Here is a 16,190-nt window from a genome sequence, read left to right as displayed (position 1 = left end):
TATACACACCCACACCCACCACCGCAACCCAACGGGTGAGTGTTTTACACCACTAGCAAAACAAGCCGTCAAGCACGGTATGTATTCGGGCTCTGCCGCTGCACCCCCATTGCATCGTAAATACACGAGCGCGTGTGGAACCTGAACATCAGGCTTCACACGCGCATCGGATAAGAGCGTTAGTGAGACTCAGCGCGATGGCGGGATACGTCATAGAGAGTAATACCCACTGCCATTGCGGCATTGAGAGACTCCATAGCCGAATCAATAGGAATCGATACGATCTGATCGCAGGTCTCCGTCACCAAACGCGAAAGGCCCTTACCCTCGGAACCAACCACCACACACAGAGGCTCAGAAGCGAGCTGCAGATTCGGCAGGTCTATGTCTCCCCCACCGTCCAGACCAATCACAAAAATACCCTGCTCTTTCGCCTGCTGCAGCACGCGCGTCAGATTCGTTGCCATCGCCACCGGAATACGGGTCGCCGCACCCGCACTCGTTTTCCACGCGCCGGCAGTCACTGCGGCAGAACGACGCTCGGGGATAATAACTCCATCGCCACTAAAGGCCGAAACGCTGCGAATAATTGCACCCAAATTTCGAGGATCGGTAATACCATCCAAAGCCACGAAAAGCGGGGGTGACTTGAGTTTACCGGCATGCCAGCGTTCCATAACGTCCAGTACCAAATCGGTAGCATCCGGGTACTGGTAAGGCGGAATCTGCATTGCGATCCCCTGATGCACGGCACCATCCGTCAGGCGATCCAGCTCGCTGCGGGGAATCTCCAGCATGGGCAGGTTTTTCTTATTCGCCGTCGTCATAATGTCGCGTATGCGGTCATCAACCTCAATACGGCTCATCACGTATAGGTGCTTCGCTGGAATATTAGTGCGAAGCGCCTCCAGAACCGCGTTGCGACCGGTAACAAGTTCATCGCTCACGCGCTTGCCGCCCAGACGAGTCTGGAACTTACGGTTCGTACCGGTAGCCGCACGGCGCTCCGCCGCGCGCTTCATCTTATACGCCTTGTGATAAACGCGGTCCTCAGCCTTCGGGGTGGGGCCCTTACCTTCCAACGCACGCCGGCCATGACCGCCGGTACCCTTCATCGCACCCTTTTTCTTTGCGGTAGCGCCGGGGCGCGAACCTGCCTTAGCCATATCTGTATCCTTTAGTTCAACGTCTGTCATGCCCGCTTTCGGGGCGAGTTTCGGGGGAATCTGTTATGCGTTGAGGCTCCACGTAGAGCCCTGCGCGCCGTCCTTGACCGTAATACCTGCGGCGGCGAGCACATCGCGCATCCTATCGGCGGTCGCCCAATCCTTCTCGGCGCGGGCACTCGCGCGCTGTTCCAAAATAGTGTGAATGAGCGCATCTAATGCCTGATGTTCCGCACCAGATGCTCCCGAACCGTCAAGATTCATGAGCGAAATCAGCCCCAGCACGTTCGCCATCGCCCACACGGCGTTTGCACATTCGGAGGCATCCGAACCGGCGGCAAGCGCGGCGTTACCGGCGCGGGTCTGTTCGTGAAGCACCGCAAGCGCACGCGGAATATTCATATCGTCATCGAGCGCATCCGCAAACTCCTGTGGTACGCGACGTTCCTGTGGGTCCGGAGCCATAAGCTCCGAGGTAGCGGCGAGGAACGCCTCCACACGCTCGATAGCTACCCGTGCCTCTTCTAATGAAGTAGGGCGGTAATCCAGCACCGAACGATAATGTGCCGAACCCAAGTAATAGCGCACCACCAAGGGGCGAGCCTGCTGCAGCATTTGCACGGGCGAAATGGTGTTGCCGATTGACTTCGACATTTTCTCGCCCTCGTAAGTGACCATACCGTTGTGCATCCAGAAGTTAGCGAAATCATCGCCCGCAGCCGTGGACTGCGCCAGTTCATTCTCGTGATGCGGAAAACGCAGATCCAGCCCGCCGCCGTGGATGTCGAACCGCTTCCCCAGATATTTACCCGCCATCGCGGAGCATTCCAGATGCCAGCCGGGACGACCGCGACCCCACGGCGAATCCCACGCTGCGGTCAGCGGTTCGCCTTCCTTATACCCCTTCCACAGGGCAAAATCGCGGGGATCACGCTTGCCGCGCGGGTCTGCGTCGGCGGAATCCTGCATATCGTCCACGCTCTGGCGGGTGAGCGCGCCATACTGTTCCCAAGAACGCACATCGAAGTAGACATCCCCAGAATCGTCAAGCGCCGGGTATGCGTGCCCGCGGTCGATAAGACGCTGAATAAGCTCAAACATTTCTGGGATGTGACCGGTCGCGCGCGGCTCATAGGTTGGCGGGTCAATACCCAACGTCGCATATGCGCGCGCAAAAACCTTCTCGTACCGGTATGCGAGCGCCCACCACTGCTCGTTGGGGTGTTCCCCAGTATAGGTGGGCTGTGCAGATTCAACGGACTTCGCCAGAATTTTATCGTCAATATCCGTAACATTGCGCACGGTGGTGACTTTGAGCCCGCGGTAGCGCATCCACCGCGCAAGTTGGTCGAAGACCAGGGCGGAACGGATATGCCCCACATGCGGTTCACCCTGCACGGTGGCACCGCAGTAGTAGATGCGTGCCTCGCCGGGGACTACCGGTTCAAAATCACGGATGCTTGATGTTGCTGAATCATAAAAACGCATAGTCACAGTACCTAGTTTACGGGGTATAGCACCCGAGTGGCGGGTACCGCCGGATTCTCTATTAATAATCTTCCGTCGGGGGTGAGAACTACACCATCGGGTAAAGGAGCGCGGTAGCAACGGCTGCAACGCCTTCGCCGCGTCCGGTCAGGCCCAAGCCGTCGGTCGTGGTCGCGGTAACGGTCACCGAAGCCCCAGCCGCTTCACTCAGAACGCGACTGGCTTCTGCGCGGCGCGGCGAAAATTTGGGGCGGTTACCGATCAGCTGCACGCTGATGTTGCCGATCTCGAAACCTGCCGCTCGCACGATTGCCGCCGCCTCCGAGAGAATACGCACCCCGGATGCGCCCGCCATATCTGGACGATCCACCCCGAAGTTACTGCCCAAATCTCCAGTACCGGATGCGGCAAAGAGCGCATCGGCGGCCGCGTGCGCAACGACATCGCCGTCGGAATGCCCGCTGAGCCCGCGTTCGTCCGGCCAGTACAGCCCCGCGATCCACAGTTCGGTGTTTTCCTCGCCAAAGGCATGTACGTCTACGCCGGTTCCTACGCGGGGTATGACCGGCTCTTGGGAACCGGGGCGGTTCTGCGTGCTGGGAATATCTGTCATGAAGGTGCCTTTCATCGCGGTTGTGTGCTTAGTTTCAGGAGCGGGCGGATTCCGGCGCGGTCGGGTAGAGTGCGCGCGCTATGCGCAGATCGAGCGGGGTTGTAATTTTGAAGGCATCGGCATGCCCAGTCACGGTATGTACCTGTTCTCCGTATGCCTCGACCGCCATTGCATCATCAGTAATTTGCTCGGCGACTGAAGCCTCAAGCGTGCGGCTGTGCTCATGCGCGGCACGCAGAGTGTCGATCCTGAAGCCTTGCGGGGTTTGTACGGCACGCATAAGCGCACGGGAGGGCGTGCCGGTGACGGTGCCGTGCGCATCCACGGTTTTAATGGTGTCGATCACGGGAACGACGGGGATAACGGCCCGATGACCGGCAGTCAGTGCTTGGGCGACCGTGCAGAAAACCTGGGGAGGCGTAAACGCGCGGGCGCAATCGTGAATAAGCACCCGCTCGATGGATGGGTTTTCGGCGGCGAGCGCATCGAGGGCGGCGATGACCGATGCGGTGCGGGTGTTGCCGCCTTCCGTAACGAGAGCATCAAATTCGGCAGCATCGACCAGCAATTGCGGGCACCGGTGTGCGCAGTCAGTCGGAACTGTTACGACGATACGTTCTGCAATACCCGAGGCACGCGCGCGCTCAAGCGCCCAGTACAGCAGGGTTTTTCCGTGCACATCGACGGCGGCTTTGGGCATCTTTTCTTTGAGGCGGCTGCCGGAACCCGCGCCGAGCACGACGATGGCGGTGCGAGCTGTCGGGGAAGCATTCGTGGCTAGAGCCTCTGGATAGTTTTCAGTCACATCTAAGAGGGTACCCGATAGTGTGCTTCTGAGGTTTTGAGATGTTTGCGCAGGTTTATGACGCTGAGCGAGACTCGCAAAGTTCCACGGTGTTTTCCCGAGGACGGCATAAAACCGGCGTCATGTGCAGGTCTCATACTGACGATTTGTCATCACATTGCTAAACTAGAGTGCGAGAGTCAAATCTTGTGTCGCTTCTGTGCGCTCGAAGGACTGCGCGTGCAAGGCGGCTTTATATGCACGCACACAGAGTCGCAGGGCTCATCAGAATCTAGGAGGACGCGCCGTGAAGTTCGCCGTTTCCCACTCTCTTAAGCGCGCCGGTGCGGGTGTGGCTATTGCAGCCGCGCTCATATCAGCAACCGGCTGCGGTTATATCTATACCCAGCCGACAACCCTGCAGTATGCTGCATCCGACGGGGTTAAGGCCGATCTTAACGGCGTTGAGCTTCGCAATATCATGATGGTTTCATCCGGCAAAGGCGCGGATGGTCGTCTGCTCGGCACTATCCTGAATAAGAGCGACCACGATATTACTGTTACCTTCGCGTTCCCGAGCGGCGAGAAATCCGTCAAGGTTGCCAAGGGCCAGCAGGTACGTTTAGAAAGTAATGATTCTCAGGTGATCGTGCCGAAGATTTCGCAGACTCCCGGTGAGACCCTGGCGAATACTCAGGTTTCTTCGAACGATCAGTCCACAAACCTGAATATTCCGATCTTAGACGGAACTCTCAAGGAGTACGCTTCCTATATGCCGAATGCGGCGAGCTCGCGTGCATCCTCGCAGTCTTCTCATGCGGCGACTCCCAGCGCCAGCACGCCTGCGAAAACCCCAACGCCGAGCGCATCGGCAACTGCCGTTCCCACGAATACGGCGACCGCTGTGCCTACGGCTCCTGAACCGGCAGAGACTCCTTCATACGACGAATCTGAGGAAGTCCCCGCCCCAGCCCCTACGGCGAGCGTACCCGTCTACGAGAACGTGCAGTAGCGCTGGTGAGGGTTTCACCCTCTCAAGGTATAGAAAAAAGGCTCTTTATATGACATAAAGAGCCTTTTTCTGTATGGAGATGGCGATTCTCTACGCCTCAAATTTATAGCCCAGCCCGCGCACCGTAATCACATAGCGCGGGGAGGATGCCTTCGGCTCGATCTTAGAGCGCAGGCGTTTAATGTGCACATCTAATGTCTTCGTATCGCCCACATAATCCGCGCCCCAGACCCGCTCAATCAGCTGGGCGCGCGTCATCACGCGACCGGTGTTGCGAAGCAAAATCTCTAAAAGTTCAAACTCTTTCAGGGGCATGGAAACTTCCTCACCGTCCACGGTGACGACGTGACGCTCCACATCCATACGCACCGGACCAGCTGCCAAAGCTTTCTGATCCTGTTCATCGCCGTGGTCGGGGCTCTGCCTCCGCAGCACCGCCCGGATGCGCGCCATCAGCTCCCGCGAAGAGTACGGCTTGGTCACATAGTCATCAGCCCCAAGTTCGAGCCCAAGCACCTTGTCAATCTCAGAATCCTTAGCGGTCAGCATGATGATCGGAACCGAGGAGGATGCGCGAATTTTCTTGCACACCTCCATGCCGGACATTCCGGGAAGCATCACGTCAAGGAGCACTAGATCTGGGTCTTCTCTCTCAAAGGCAGGCACCGCATCCAGACCGTTATCGACTACAACGGGCGTAAAACCTTCGCGCCCGAGCAGGAAGGACAGCGGGTCATAGAGCGCCTCTTCATCCTCAACAAGCAGAATTTTCGTCATCGTTACCTCTGTTTTAAGTCCTGTAGCTAGTGTAGCTCAGCTCACGAGTTATCGGCAGATTCCAGGATTTCAGGGGTCGAATGGTCTGCCTCGGCAAGCGGCAGACTCAGCGTAAATGTGGAGCCCTCCCCCAGGGTCGAATCCACGGTGACCATGCCACCGTGCTGCGCCATTACGTGCTTGACGATGCTCAGGCCCAGACCGGTACCGCCGGTTTGCCGTGAACGGGCCGGGTCTACGCGATAAAAACGCTCAAAAATACGTTTCTGGTCTTCCTCAGAGATTCCGGCGCCCTGATCTGTCACCGAAATCAGCAGGTTCTCGTGCGAGGTGTCGACCGTGACATCAACGCGGGTATCTTCGGGAGAATACCGCACCGCGTTCTCAATGAGGTTGTGCACCGCGATCCCAAGCAGTTCGGAGTCTGCGTAAACCTCACGGTCGGCGTGGGCATCCGTATGGATGGTGATGTTCTTGGCTTCGGCGGCGAGCTTGGAACGGTCCACCGCCTCCGCCACCAAGCTGTTGATAGACACCAATTTTCCGCTGCCGATCACATCGGCGGACTGCAGACGGGAAAGTTCGATAATATCGCGGACCAGCGCGGTCAGACGCTTTGTTTCTTTGTGCAGACGACTCGTGAAATAGTCGATAGATTCCGGGTCATCGCGGGCTTCTTCAATGGCTTCTGCGAGCAGGCTAATTGCCCCTACCGGAGTTTTCAGCTCATGCGAAACGTTCGCCACGAAGTCGTTGCGTACCCGTTGCACACGCGAGATTTCGGTGCGGTCATCGGCGAGCACCAGAATATATTCGTTTCCCACAGGAGCCACACGCAAATCGATCACCAGGGATTCGTCCTCGCCCCGGGCTATCTCAAGTTCTTTTTCCACGAAAATACCGCGGTGCCGCACGGTGCGGATCATCTCGGCAAGCTCAATCGAAAGCACGGTGTGCCCGCGCACCAGCCCCATGGCGTAGGCGCCCGGCGAAGCCTGCACGACGCCTCCGACCTCGTCTACCACCACATAGGCGCGCCCAATAACCGCGAGCACCTGCGCCGCGCCATCACTCAAGGCGGGTTCGGCAACGGTCGTGCGATGTCGTTCACGCTCGAACCGCCTCAGAATACCCATGCTCAAAAGACCTAGAGCCAGTCCGAGAACGCCGGAGGAAAAAGCGATAAGACCTGCGTTCAACGGGCGATTCCTTCCTGAAAGTGCCTATCTGATGTGCGGTGTGCATTGTATCTGAAGCGAAAACCTGACCGCCGCGGTGCCGAGGTGCTCTGAAAACGGTGAGAACCCACCGCCCCGGTCAGTTCAACACTACCGGAACGATGGGTTCTCCTACCATGCGCGTTAAATAATTACTTACCCTGGTTTGCGACAGCCGCGATAGCATCCTTCGCAGCTTCAGGGTCAAGGTACTCGCCCGGCTTGAGAGGCTTAAAGTTCTCGTCCAGCTCGTAGTACAGCGGAATGCCGGTCGGAATGTTCAAACCAGCGATATCCTCATCGGAGATGTTCTCCAGATGCTTCACGAGCGAGCGCAGGGAGTTACCGTGCGCCGCGACCAGCACAGTCTTACCGTCGGCAAGGTCGGGCTTAATATCGGATTCCCAGTACGGAAGCATACGACCGAGAACGTCTTTGAGGCACTCAGTGCGGGGTGCGTTCTCAACGTCTGCATAGCGGGGATCGTTTGCCTGCGAGTAGGGGTCGCTATCGTCCAGCGGCGGAGGCGGCACATCGTAGGAACGACGCCAAGTCATGAACTTCTCGTCACCGTATTCTTCACGGATCTCAGACTTGTTCTTACCCTGCAGCGCGCCGTAGTGACGTTCGTTCAAACGCCAGGTACGCTTGACCGGAATCCAGAGGCGGTCGGCCGCATCCAGGGCAATATTTGCGGTGTTGATAGCGCGGCGCTGCAGTGAGGTGTGCACAATATCGGGAAGGATGCCGCGTTCTTTCAGTAGTTCGCCGCCGCGCTGAGCCTCAGCACGGCCTTTATCAGTCAGATTAACATCGACCCAGCCGGTGAACAGGTTCTTTTCGTTCCACTCCGACTGGCCGTGACGCAGGAGTACTAATTTGTATGTCATAGCTTCTATTTTTTCATGCGGGCGGCGGTTTGTCATGCTTATGCCAGCAACACCACACCGCCATCTTGCCCTACATCTCGCGGCAGAAGACGAATCGGTACGCGGCACACCCCTGCATAGATGCGCCACGCGCCGAAAAGGTCAAAGTCACCCTATACCCGGGTGAAAGATACGGGCTGCACGCCTTGACGAAACGAGCGCCTAGTAGCGGCGATTACCGCCCACGGCAGGCCAGACTCCCGCCAGGAAAACACTCGAAATAGTGGCGGCGACCAGCTGGAAAAGTACCACGCTGCTTGTAGCGCTGGGGTTATATGTAAAGCTCAAGGCGCTCCAAACCCCCAGCAGACCAACCGCAGCGGAACCGCCGGTCATAGCCATCCAGAAATTCTTGGAGCGTTTGCCGTTGAACGTGTACATATTCGCGGGTGCCATGACGGACCGCACAAAGGCGAGAATACAAATCCACGCCACCACGAGGGCAAGCAACCCGTCAATAATCAGGGTGGCGTAAAACAAAAGCTGAGGAGCAGTCATATTTTCCTTACTGGATGACCTGCTCGATGGCGGTCACCAAATCCTGGTAGAGATCATCGACATTCTCAATGCCGACCGATAGACGCAGCAACGACGGCGGAATGGAGTCGGGTTCGCTCCCGTGCCGACGACGGCGTTCAATCAGGGATTCTACACCACCAAGGCTCGTTGCCGGAGTCCACACGCGCAAAGCCTCTACCACACGCTGCGTTTGTTCATCGCTGGCACGCAAGACCACGCACAGCACCGCGCCGAACCCGCCGTGCATCTGCTTCTTAGCCAGCTCATGCCCATTACTGCCCGGCAAACCGGGGTACCGTACCTCTTCTACCGCCGGATGCTCGCTCAAGCGCTCAGCCAGCCTCTGCGCGTTGTGCACCGAACGCTCCACGCGAAGCGCCAGGGTTCGCAGACCGCGTAAGCCGAGCCACGCCTCCACGGGTCCGGGAATAGCCCCGTTGGTGATGCGATGGTGCAGCATTGCCTGATATAGGTCCTCGTTCGAGGTGACCGTAACGCCCAGAAGCACATCCGAATGCCCCGCTAAGAACTTGGTCGCAGAGTGAACCACCACATCAGCACCGAAGGAGAGAGGCTTCTGCAAAATCGGGGTGGCAAAGGTGTTATCGACAGCAGTCACCACACCCAAACGTTTCGCCGCCGCGCAAATAGCGGGCAGGTCGGCGACCTCAAGCATGGGGTTCGTAGGACTCTCCAGCCAGGCGAGTACCTTCGGAGCCGCATAATCCACGGTTTCGGGGGTTACACCGGTGCGGGCAGCAGCATCTTCGAAGGCGGCGATCACCGAATCGGTATCTTCCAGATCGATGCGCACGACCTCAGCAATACCGCGTTTCTGCAAATCCTTGCTCATGGTAATAGAAGCCATGTAAGCATGTTTAGGAATGAGAATAACCGACCCGACCGGTACCAAATCCAGAATCGAGGCAATCGCTGCCATACCCGAAGGGAATAAGAGACCGTGTGTGCCACCTTCCAACCCAGCGACGACCTCTTCCATAGCCTCCCAGGTGGGGTTGGCGAACCGCGCATACACTTTATCGGAGACGGTATCAACGGTACCGGCGCCACGGTAGGTTGAGGACAAAATAATCGGTGGGTTCACCGGCGCATCATGCTCATGCGCGGGACGGCCACCGCTCACCACATAGGTCTCTGCTGACATCTTCTCTTCACTCATGCTTTTAAGAGTGGCACAGCGAAGGCTCACATGCACGCCGAACCCCGCAGAAAGTCATGTTCTGGCTCGGCAACGCCGTGAAAACGTTCACCTTCCTTTATCGCGTTCGACAGGCACGGTACCCTTAGTAGGGTGAACGATTCCCTGCACTACACGCCACAGAGTACGCCCGCGCAGCCGGGTTCAGCGCCCGATCGCCGCGGGCTTTTTATCGTCTTTGAGGGCGGTGACGGTGCGGGCAAAACTACCCAGCTTGCCCGGCTTCAAGCCGCTCTAGAGGCTCAAGGCTACACCGTGATTGCTACCCGAGAACCGGGCGGAACGCCCCTTGGCGAGTCTCTGCGGGAACTCGTTCTTAAACACGGTTCCAGTGAGGTCGATGCCCGTGCCGAAGCGCTGATTTTTGCTGCATCCCGCGCGGCGCATGCGGCGCAGAAGATTCGTCCCGCACTCGCTGCCGGGGCGGTAGTACTCAGCGACCGTTATCTCGATTCTTCCGCAGCCTACCAGGGTATTGGGCGTAATCTGGGCAAAGATACCATCACGGATTTAAGCCGCTGGGCAACCGAAGATCTGATACCGCACGCCACAATTCTGCTGGATGTTCCCCTCACCGATGAGTCCCAGCGCATGAGCGACCGCGGCACCGTAGATCGGATTGAGGCGGAAGGCGCTGATTTCAAAGCCCGCGTGCACATCGCTTTTGCTGATATTGCGCGGCAGAATGCCGACGGCGCGCACTATGTAGTGGATGGTTGTGGAAGCGTGGATGCGGTGCACGAACGGGTACTTGAGGTTGTTCGCCCGCTCTTGGAGTCCCGAGAGTTAGCCCACGATAACGGCGATACGGCTGAGAATCTTACCCCCGGTGGTTTCGGGGAGGACTCCCTATGAGCCTGTGGGATGAGCTGATTCTGCCCGCGGGCACGCTTGACCAGCTGCGCCGCGACGCATCCGCCGAACGCCCCACGCACGCCTGGCTTTTTACCGGGGCGGCGGGGGCACCGCATCGGCGAGCTGCCCTTATTTTCGCGGCGGCGCTGCTGTGTGAACAGCCCGATCCTGCCGATCGCGGATGCGGCACCTGCAAGGGCTGTGTGACCGTGCTGAACGGTTCGCACTCGGACTTTACGCATTTTCGCACCGAGGCGGTCAGCATTAGCATTGACGATGCCCGCGAGCTTGTGATGAAGGCGCAGGATAGGCCGTCGGTTGGGCGGTGGCGCGTGATCCTTATGGAAGACACCGAACGCATGCCCGAGCGCACCTCTAACGTGCTCTTGAAGGCTATCGAGGAACCGCCGCCGCACACGATTTGGCTGCTAACGGCCCCCTCCCCCACCGATGTGCTCGTGACGATTCGTTCGCGCTGCCGTCCCGTGCAGCTTCCGGTTCCTGCCATCGCCGATGTTACCGCCAAGCTCGCTGCCGACGGGGTTGAGGATGCGCTGGCACGCCACGCGGCAATCCTCGCGCAGGGTGATGCCGAGGTCGCCACCCGCCTAGCCCACGACCCCGCATCCCTGCAGCGGCGCGAAACTCTGCCGCTTCTCATCATGAACATTCGTTCTATTTCTTCGGCGTATGCGGCAGCGGACAGGCTTATCACGCTCGCGGAACAGGACGCCGCCGAAGCCGCCGCGGCGCGCGACGAGAAGGAACGCGCCGAACTATTGGCGATCCTGGGCATCACAGAAGGGGCGCGCATCTCCCCCAGCCTGCGCTCGCAGGTGCGGCGACTGGAAGACGAGCAGAAACGGCGTGCGAAGCGCATCCAATCGGATACACTGCTGCGATCGATGACGGAGATTCAGACGGTGCTGCGCGATGTGCTCACCCTGCAGCTAAACTCCGGGTCTGCCCTCATGAATGAGCATGCCCGGGATGCGCTCGCCGAGTTCGCTGCACGCACAAGTGCCACGCAGACCTTGGAACATGTGCAGGCGCTTGAGGTTGTGCTCAGCAGGCTGCGTACTAATGCGAACGCACGCCTGCTCATTGAAGGATTTATGGGCAGGTTTGTGCACTAGCTAGCCGCGTCCCGTCCCCTCATAACAAGAGCCTTGATCGTGAAAAAAGCGAATTTTCTAACGCTTTATTCACGTCAAGGCTCTTTTAGTACCGAGAAAACGAAGCCGCAGATGCTCCTAGTTCCTAAACCCGTGCACCGGCGAGGGTATCCTGCCGCAGCGGGCGATGAACGCCTCCGAAGATGGGGTATGCACCGGCATAATCGGGGCGCGCCCCAGCAACCCGCCGAATTCGACGGTATCGCCCACGCCCAAACCGACGGCTGGAATCACGCGCACGGCGGTGGTCTTGTGGTTCATCACGCCGATCGCAGCCTCATCGGCAATCATAGCGGCAAGCGTCGCGGCGGAGGTATCGCCCGGCACCGCAACCATATCCAGCCCGACCGAGCAGATCGCGGTCATCGCCTCCAACTTATCGAGCGTAATATGCCCGGCGGCAGCAGAATCGATCATGCCAGCATCCTCAGAGATCGGAATGAACGATCCAGAGAGCCCGCCCACATGCGAGCAGGCCATGAGCCCGCCCTTCTTGACCGCATCGTTGAGCAGAGCAAGCGCCGCCACGGTACCGTGAGTTCCCACAGTTTCCAAGCCTATTTCTTCAAGAATATGTGCTACTGAATCGCCGATCTCAGCGGTAGGCGCCAGCGAAAGATCCACAATATTGAAGTACACGCCCAGGCGTTCGGCGGCTAAATGACCGACCAGCTGACCCACGCGAGTAATCTTGAAAGCGGCGCGTTTGATAGCCTCGGCGCACGCATCAAAACGCTCACCACGCACTTGCTGTAGGGCACGCTGCACCACACCGGGGCCGGAAACGCCCACCGAAATAGTGGTGTCTGCCTCCTGTACTCCGTGGAAAGCGCCCGCCATGAAGGGGTTGTCGCTCACGGCGTTGGCGAAGACCACAAGTTTGGCGCACCCGAAGCCGTTGGTATCTGCGGTGAGGTCAGCGGTTTCACGAATGATTTCGCCCATGCGTTTAACGCCGCTCATGTTAATACCGGCGCGGGACGAACCAATATTCACCGACGAACACACGACATCGGTCTCAGCGAGCGCAGCGGGAATAGAATCCATGAGCACGTTATCGGAGGGGGTAGCACCTTTGTCGATCAGCGCGCTGAATCCGCCGATAAAGTTCACGCCCACGGCTTTTGCTGCGGCGTCGAGTGTGCGAGCATACTCAAGATATTCGCTTTCTCCGCTGGCCGCCGCTACCACGGAAATTGGGGTTACGGCAATGCGCTTATTCACGATCGGTATGCCCAGCTCAACTTCGATACCTTCACATACGCTTACCAGGTTTTTAGCGCGGGAGGTGATTTTGTCGTAGATTTTGCTGCGTGCCACATCGCCGTCAGAGTCGGCACAGTCTAGGAGCGAGATACCCATGGTGACGGTGCGGATATCGAGTTTTTCTTCCTCGATCATGCGGATGGTTTCGAGTATTTGGTCGTTCATCATTGAGGTTATCCCGCGCCTTAGATGCTGTGCATCGCTTTGAAGATGGTTTCCGCTTGAATACGGATTTGCACCTTTTGGGCGTGTTCTACGGCTGTCATAGACTCCTGTAGGTCGATGAGATTCTGTTCGGTGTCGTCAAAGGAGCAGTGCATAATCATGGTGAAGTACTCGCCCATAATGGTTTGAGAAACGTCAAGCACATTCACGTGGCGTTCCGTGAGCTTGGTGGTGACGGCGGCGATAATGCCTTCGTGATCGATTCCGGTTACGGTCAGAATAATTTTCACGGTGATTCCTTTACTCGTGTAAGCCCGGTATTCGCACGTTTGCTGGCACGAATGCTTGTTTAGGAATTGTAACGCACGTATAGCTATGCAGACCCGCGCAACATGCTTGAGGCGGCGCTCACGTTCTCGCGGGCGCCACCTCAGCTTGTGGGCTAGTCCAGCCGTCCGTGCGTGTTAACGCCGTGCAGCAGGTCTTTCAGATGCGGTGCCAGCCGCGGTAAATCCCATGCGCGGTGCCTGCTGATGGTGGAGACAATATAGTCGCTGAGGTTCAGCCCCAGGCGTTCGGCGTTGCGTTCCAGCTTCTCACGGTCGGCCTGGGTGCCCCTGCGCTGTTCGGATGGCTCGCGCAGGTAGTCCACCAGTGCGGGAATTGCGCGGGCGCGTTTCGTGGCGGAGTATCCGGGCGCCTTGATTTTAACCATATAGCCCGTAGAGTCACGGATAACCCAGCCCTCAGCGTCGCTGGTACGCGCATCCTGGAGCAGGCGGGTGAAATCGGCGTCATCTTTGAGGGGAATTTCTTCGACTGTAGAGATGCGCACGGAACCGTAATCCTCGGTGGGGCGCGGCTGCGCGAAGGCTTTCGGCGAGAGCCACAGATCTTCAAAGCGGGCCGGCTTCACCCTGAACTGTGCGGTGTTCGCAACCAGATCGAGCAGATAGAGCGTGACCTGTTTATAGGGCACAATGTGCGGGTCACGGAACGGATCGATCACCTCAACTGTTAGTGATGAATCCATACGGGTGAGCGCTTCGGTGAGCCGGGCGCGTTCTTCCTGGGTGAGGACCGCGTGCAGGATGCTTTCGGCATGGCGGCTGTAGGCGGTTACCCCGCTCTTGCTATAGACGGCGAGCATGCCGTCGAAAACCGTGATAATCGCTAGGTATCCGTTTTCTTTGGCGCGTGCAATGGCCGGGTAGGCGAGGCGTTTGCGAACTTGTGCCTCGCTCTCATGCCCGGGCTCGTCCATATTGAAGAATTTTTCGTACCCGCGACCTACAATTTTGCCGGTTTCGGCGTGGATAAAGAGTCCGCGCGCTTTGGCAGTGGTCTTATCCCAGGCGCCTTTGTAGAAGGCTTTGCGCGTGAAGTTGCACGCGAGCACGCCTGCTGGTTCGGTTGCGCGCACGTTCACGTTGGGGTTGGCGCGCATCTCCTCCAGCAGGCGATGCCCGTCGTTGAGGGGTTCTGCGGCACCGTTTGCAGCGTTTTTTGAGGCGCCCGCCGTTCTACTCCCCGAGGCGTAAGGATCGGGGACGAGGGAGCTCGATGGAATTTTCACGATTTCGCGCTTCCATACGGCTTTTTCGGGCGCGCCGAATGAGCTGTCCTCGCGGCTGAACACCACGGCACTCAGCTCGCCGCCGGTAAATTCGACGCTGCTTTCTAACGGAATGAGATTACTGTATCCTTCCGAACCGAGTGCCGCCGGGCGGTGACCGTAAATTTGGGTGATATCGGCGGCCCGGTTCAGGTCGTTGAGCGTGTCTTCATAACCCGCGTACTGGGTTTTACCCGCCCGCGCCTGCGAGTACGGATTAGAACCCAAATAGAATGTTTCATCTGCATACAGCCCCGTGAGGTACCCCTCCCCCACGTCTTCCAGCGTGCGATGGGAATCCGCGAAGAGCTGCGGCGCAACCCCGGCGTGGGTTACGAAATAACGCTCCTGCCCGAGAGTAAAGGGCATCATATTCACGGCGGTGTTGAGCATAGCAATCACCCGGCTGTTGTACACGCCGTGGGCGGCGAGAGCATCCAGGGTTTCGCGGGCGTCACGGTAGCGGCGCACGCCCCTAATAGTGTGCATGATGGAGCGTTCGTGGTTGCCCATCACCAGGTGCACGTTGGGCAGGGTGCCAAGGGCGGGTTCAAGAATGTCAAAGACCTTTTCGGGGTTTTGTCCGCGATCGAAGAGGTCACCGGCGAATATCCAGCAGATGTTTTCATCGCTCAGCCCGGTTTCGGGTGAGAGAGTGTCAATAAGCTTTTCGAGTTCGCTACCCATGCCCTGAATATCGCCAACCACGACTACCTTATGGTAGTTATCGAGCGCGCGCACCGGGGTGAAGAGTTCGGCGAAAACCTGGTTGGGGGCGATGTACCCGGCGACCACATCCCGGTAGTTCTTGAGGATACTGCGCCAATTCTCGCGCAGCTCACGGTGGTTGCTGTAGGCGGTCTCGATAACCTCTTCAGGTACACGCTTAGTGTATTCGCGGGCTCTGTTGCGCGTATACAGCTCGTCGAGGGTGAGTTCGCCCTGAAAATCGACCAGGTATGCGGTGTAGCAGTATTTGCGCGCAAATTCGAGGAAGGTTTTCATGTTACGCAGCAGCACGTTCATATTGTCGATAAATACGGTGTTGCCGTGCCGCATATTCTCTTCCACACAGTCATTCACCCGGCGGATAGCCTTCGACTCGGCGCTGGTGTTTTGCGATAGGGCTAGTGCGGGCTGATTATCGAGCGTGTAGGTGATGTATCCGCATTTGCGGCGCTCGGCATCCCAAGAATGCGTCAGGTCTGCAAGTTCGGGATGCGCGGCGATCCAGGTGCTCTTACCGGAACCCGCCGCACCGGCTAAGAGGAAGATTTTACGTGCCATCGGTGCTGTCTTTCGTCGTCGGAGGTTGTGGTTGGGTAATTTATGTCAGGGTTTTGCCGGATATTCCATTCCTGTATCTCTGAAATATTTATATGTTACATCT

Annotated in this window: 15 protein-coding genes; 3 read left to right on the top strand and 12 right to left on the bottom strand. The window is 58.0% G+C overall.

Annotated features, from left to right (window positions below):
* Positions 1-179: 179 nt before the first annotated feature.
* The 4 genes from rlmB to ispD all read right to left on the bottom strand — a co-directional run bounded on the left by rlmB (position 180) and on the right by ispD (position 4,072).
* Positions 180-1,166, bottom strand: coding sequence for a 23S rRNA (guanosine(2251)-2'-O)-methyltransferase RlmB (gene rlmB / locus HMPREF2609_RS10085; protein WP_070536725.1), 987 nt, complete (start codon positions 1,164-1,166; stop codon positions 180-182).
* Positions 1,167-1,229: 63 nt separating this feature from the next.
* Positions 1,230-2,660 carry a cysteine--tRNA ligase gene (gene cysS / locus HMPREF2609_RS10080; protein ID WP_070536723.1) on the bottom strand — a complete coding sequence of 477 codons (1,431 nt, stop codon included), beginning with the start codon at positions 2,658-2,660 and terminating at the stop codon, positions 1,230-1,232.
* An 82-nt stretch (positions 2,661-2,742) separates the two neighbouring features.
* A complete protein-coding gene (ispF, locus tag HMPREF2609_RS10075; RefSeq protein ID WP_070536721.1) occupies positions 2,743-3,267 on the bottom strand; it encodes a 2-C-methyl-D-erythritol 2,4-cyclodiphosphate synthase in 525 nt (174 codons plus the stop codon).
* Positions 3,268-3,301: 34 nt separating this feature from the next.
* Positions 3,302-4,072 carry a 2-C-methyl-D-erythritol 4-phosphate cytidylyltransferase gene (ispD, locus tag HMPREF2609_RS10070; RefSeq protein ID WP_070536719.1) on the bottom strand — a complete coding sequence of 257 codons (771 nt, stop codon included), beginning with the start codon at positions 4,070-4,072 and terminating at the stop codon, positions 3,302-3,304.
* A 286-nt stretch (positions 4,073-4,358) separates the two neighbouring features.
* On the opposite strand from ispD, the gene HMPREF2609_RS10065 reads away from it, so the two are divergent.
* Complete coding sequence (locus tag HMPREF2609_RS10065) at positions 4,359-5,063, top strand: hypothetical protein (RefSeq protein ID WP_037232124.1); 705 nt, start codon at positions 4,359-4,361, stop codon at positions 5,061-5,063.
* 90 nt (positions 5,064-5,153) lie between these two features.
* Here HMPREF2609_RS10065 and HMPREF2609_RS10060 read toward each other — a convergent pair whose 3' ends face one another.
* The 5 genes from HMPREF2609_RS10060 to HMPREF2609_RS10040 form a co-directional block, all read right to left on the bottom strand.
* The gene (locus tag HMPREF2609_RS10060) at positions 5,154-5,840 is read right to left on the bottom strand and encodes a response regulator transcription factor (RefSeq protein WP_004006589.1); all 687 of its coding nucleotides are present in this window, start codon (positions 5,838-5,840) and stop codon (positions 5,154-5,156) included.
* 41 nt (positions 5,841-5,881) lie between these two features.
* Positions 5,882-7,039, bottom strand: coding sequence for a sensor histidine kinase (locus HMPREF2609_RS10055; protein ID WP_070536717.1), 1,158 nt, complete (start codon positions 7,037-7,039; stop codon positions 5,882-5,884).
* A gap of 170 nt (positions 7,040-7,209) precedes the next feature.
* Positions 7,210-7,947: a phosphoglyceromutase gene (locus HMPREF2609_RS10050; RefSeq protein WP_004006587.1), complete on the bottom strand. Its 738-nt coding sequence runs from the start codon at positions 7,945-7,947 to the stop codon at positions 7,210-7,212.
* A 201-nt stretch (positions 7,948-8,148) separates the two neighbouring features.
* Positions 8,149-8,484 (bottom strand): DUF2516 family protein, encoded by a 336-nt coding sequence (locus HMPREF2609_RS10045; RefSeq protein ID WP_004006586.1) that lies wholly within the window; start codon positions 8,482-8,484, stop codon positions 8,149-8,151.
* Between the two features lie 7 nt (positions 8,485-8,491).
* Entirely contained in the window at positions 8,492-9,685 is a 1,194-nt protein-coding gene (locus tag HMPREF2609_RS10040) for a trans-sulfuration enzyme family protein (protein ID WP_070536715.1), read from the bottom strand.
* Between the two features lie 132 nt (positions 9,686-9,817).
* Here HMPREF2609_RS10040 and tmk point away from each other — a divergent pair, with 132 nt between their 5' ends.
* Positions 9,818-10,579, top strand: a complete 762-nt coding sequence (gene tmk, locus HMPREF2609_RS10035) for a dTMP kinase (RefSeq protein ID WP_246825649.1) — start codon at positions 9,818-9,820, stop codon at positions 10,577-10,579.
* Entirely contained in the window at positions 10,576-11,715 is a 1,140-nt protein-coding gene (locus tag HMPREF2609_RS10030; RefSeq protein WP_070536713.1) for a DNA polymerase III subunit delta', read from the top strand. Before tmk ends, HMPREF2609_RS10030 begins: the two co-directional genes overlap by 4 nt.
* 117 nt (positions 11,716-11,832) lie before the next feature.
* On the opposite strand, the gene HMPREF2609_RS10025 is transcribed toward HMPREF2609_RS10030, so the two are convergent.
* The 3 genes from HMPREF2609_RS10025 to HMPREF2609_RS10015 form a co-directional block, all read right to left on the bottom strand.
* On the bottom strand, positions 11,833-13,188 hold the full coding sequence (locus tag HMPREF2609_RS10025) for a PFL family protein (protein WP_070536711.1): 1,356 nt from the start codon (positions 13,186-13,188) through the stop codon (positions 11,833-11,835).
* Between the two features lie 17 nt (positions 13,189-13,205).
* The gene (locus HMPREF2609_RS10020; protein ID WP_004006581.1) at positions 13,206-13,475 is read right to left on the bottom strand and encodes an ACT domain-containing protein; all 270 of its coding nucleotides are present in this window, start codon (positions 13,473-13,475) and stop codon (positions 13,206-13,208) included.
* Between the two features lie 152 nt (positions 13,476-13,627).
* Positions 13,628-16,087, bottom strand: coding sequence for an RNA ligase (locus HMPREF2609_RS10015; RefSeq protein WP_070536709.1), 2,460 nt, complete (start codon positions 16,085-16,087; stop codon positions 13,628-13,630).
* Positions 16,088-16,190: the final 103 nt, after the last annotated feature.

Source organism: Rothia sp. HMSC058E10 (assembly GCF_001809415.1).
GTDB lineage: Bacteria > Actinomycetota > Actinomycetes > Actinomycetales > Micrococcaceae > Rothia > Rothia dentocariosa.
Note: the sequence above shows the minus strand (reverse complement) of the source record. Positions and strands in the feature narration are given on the sequence as shown.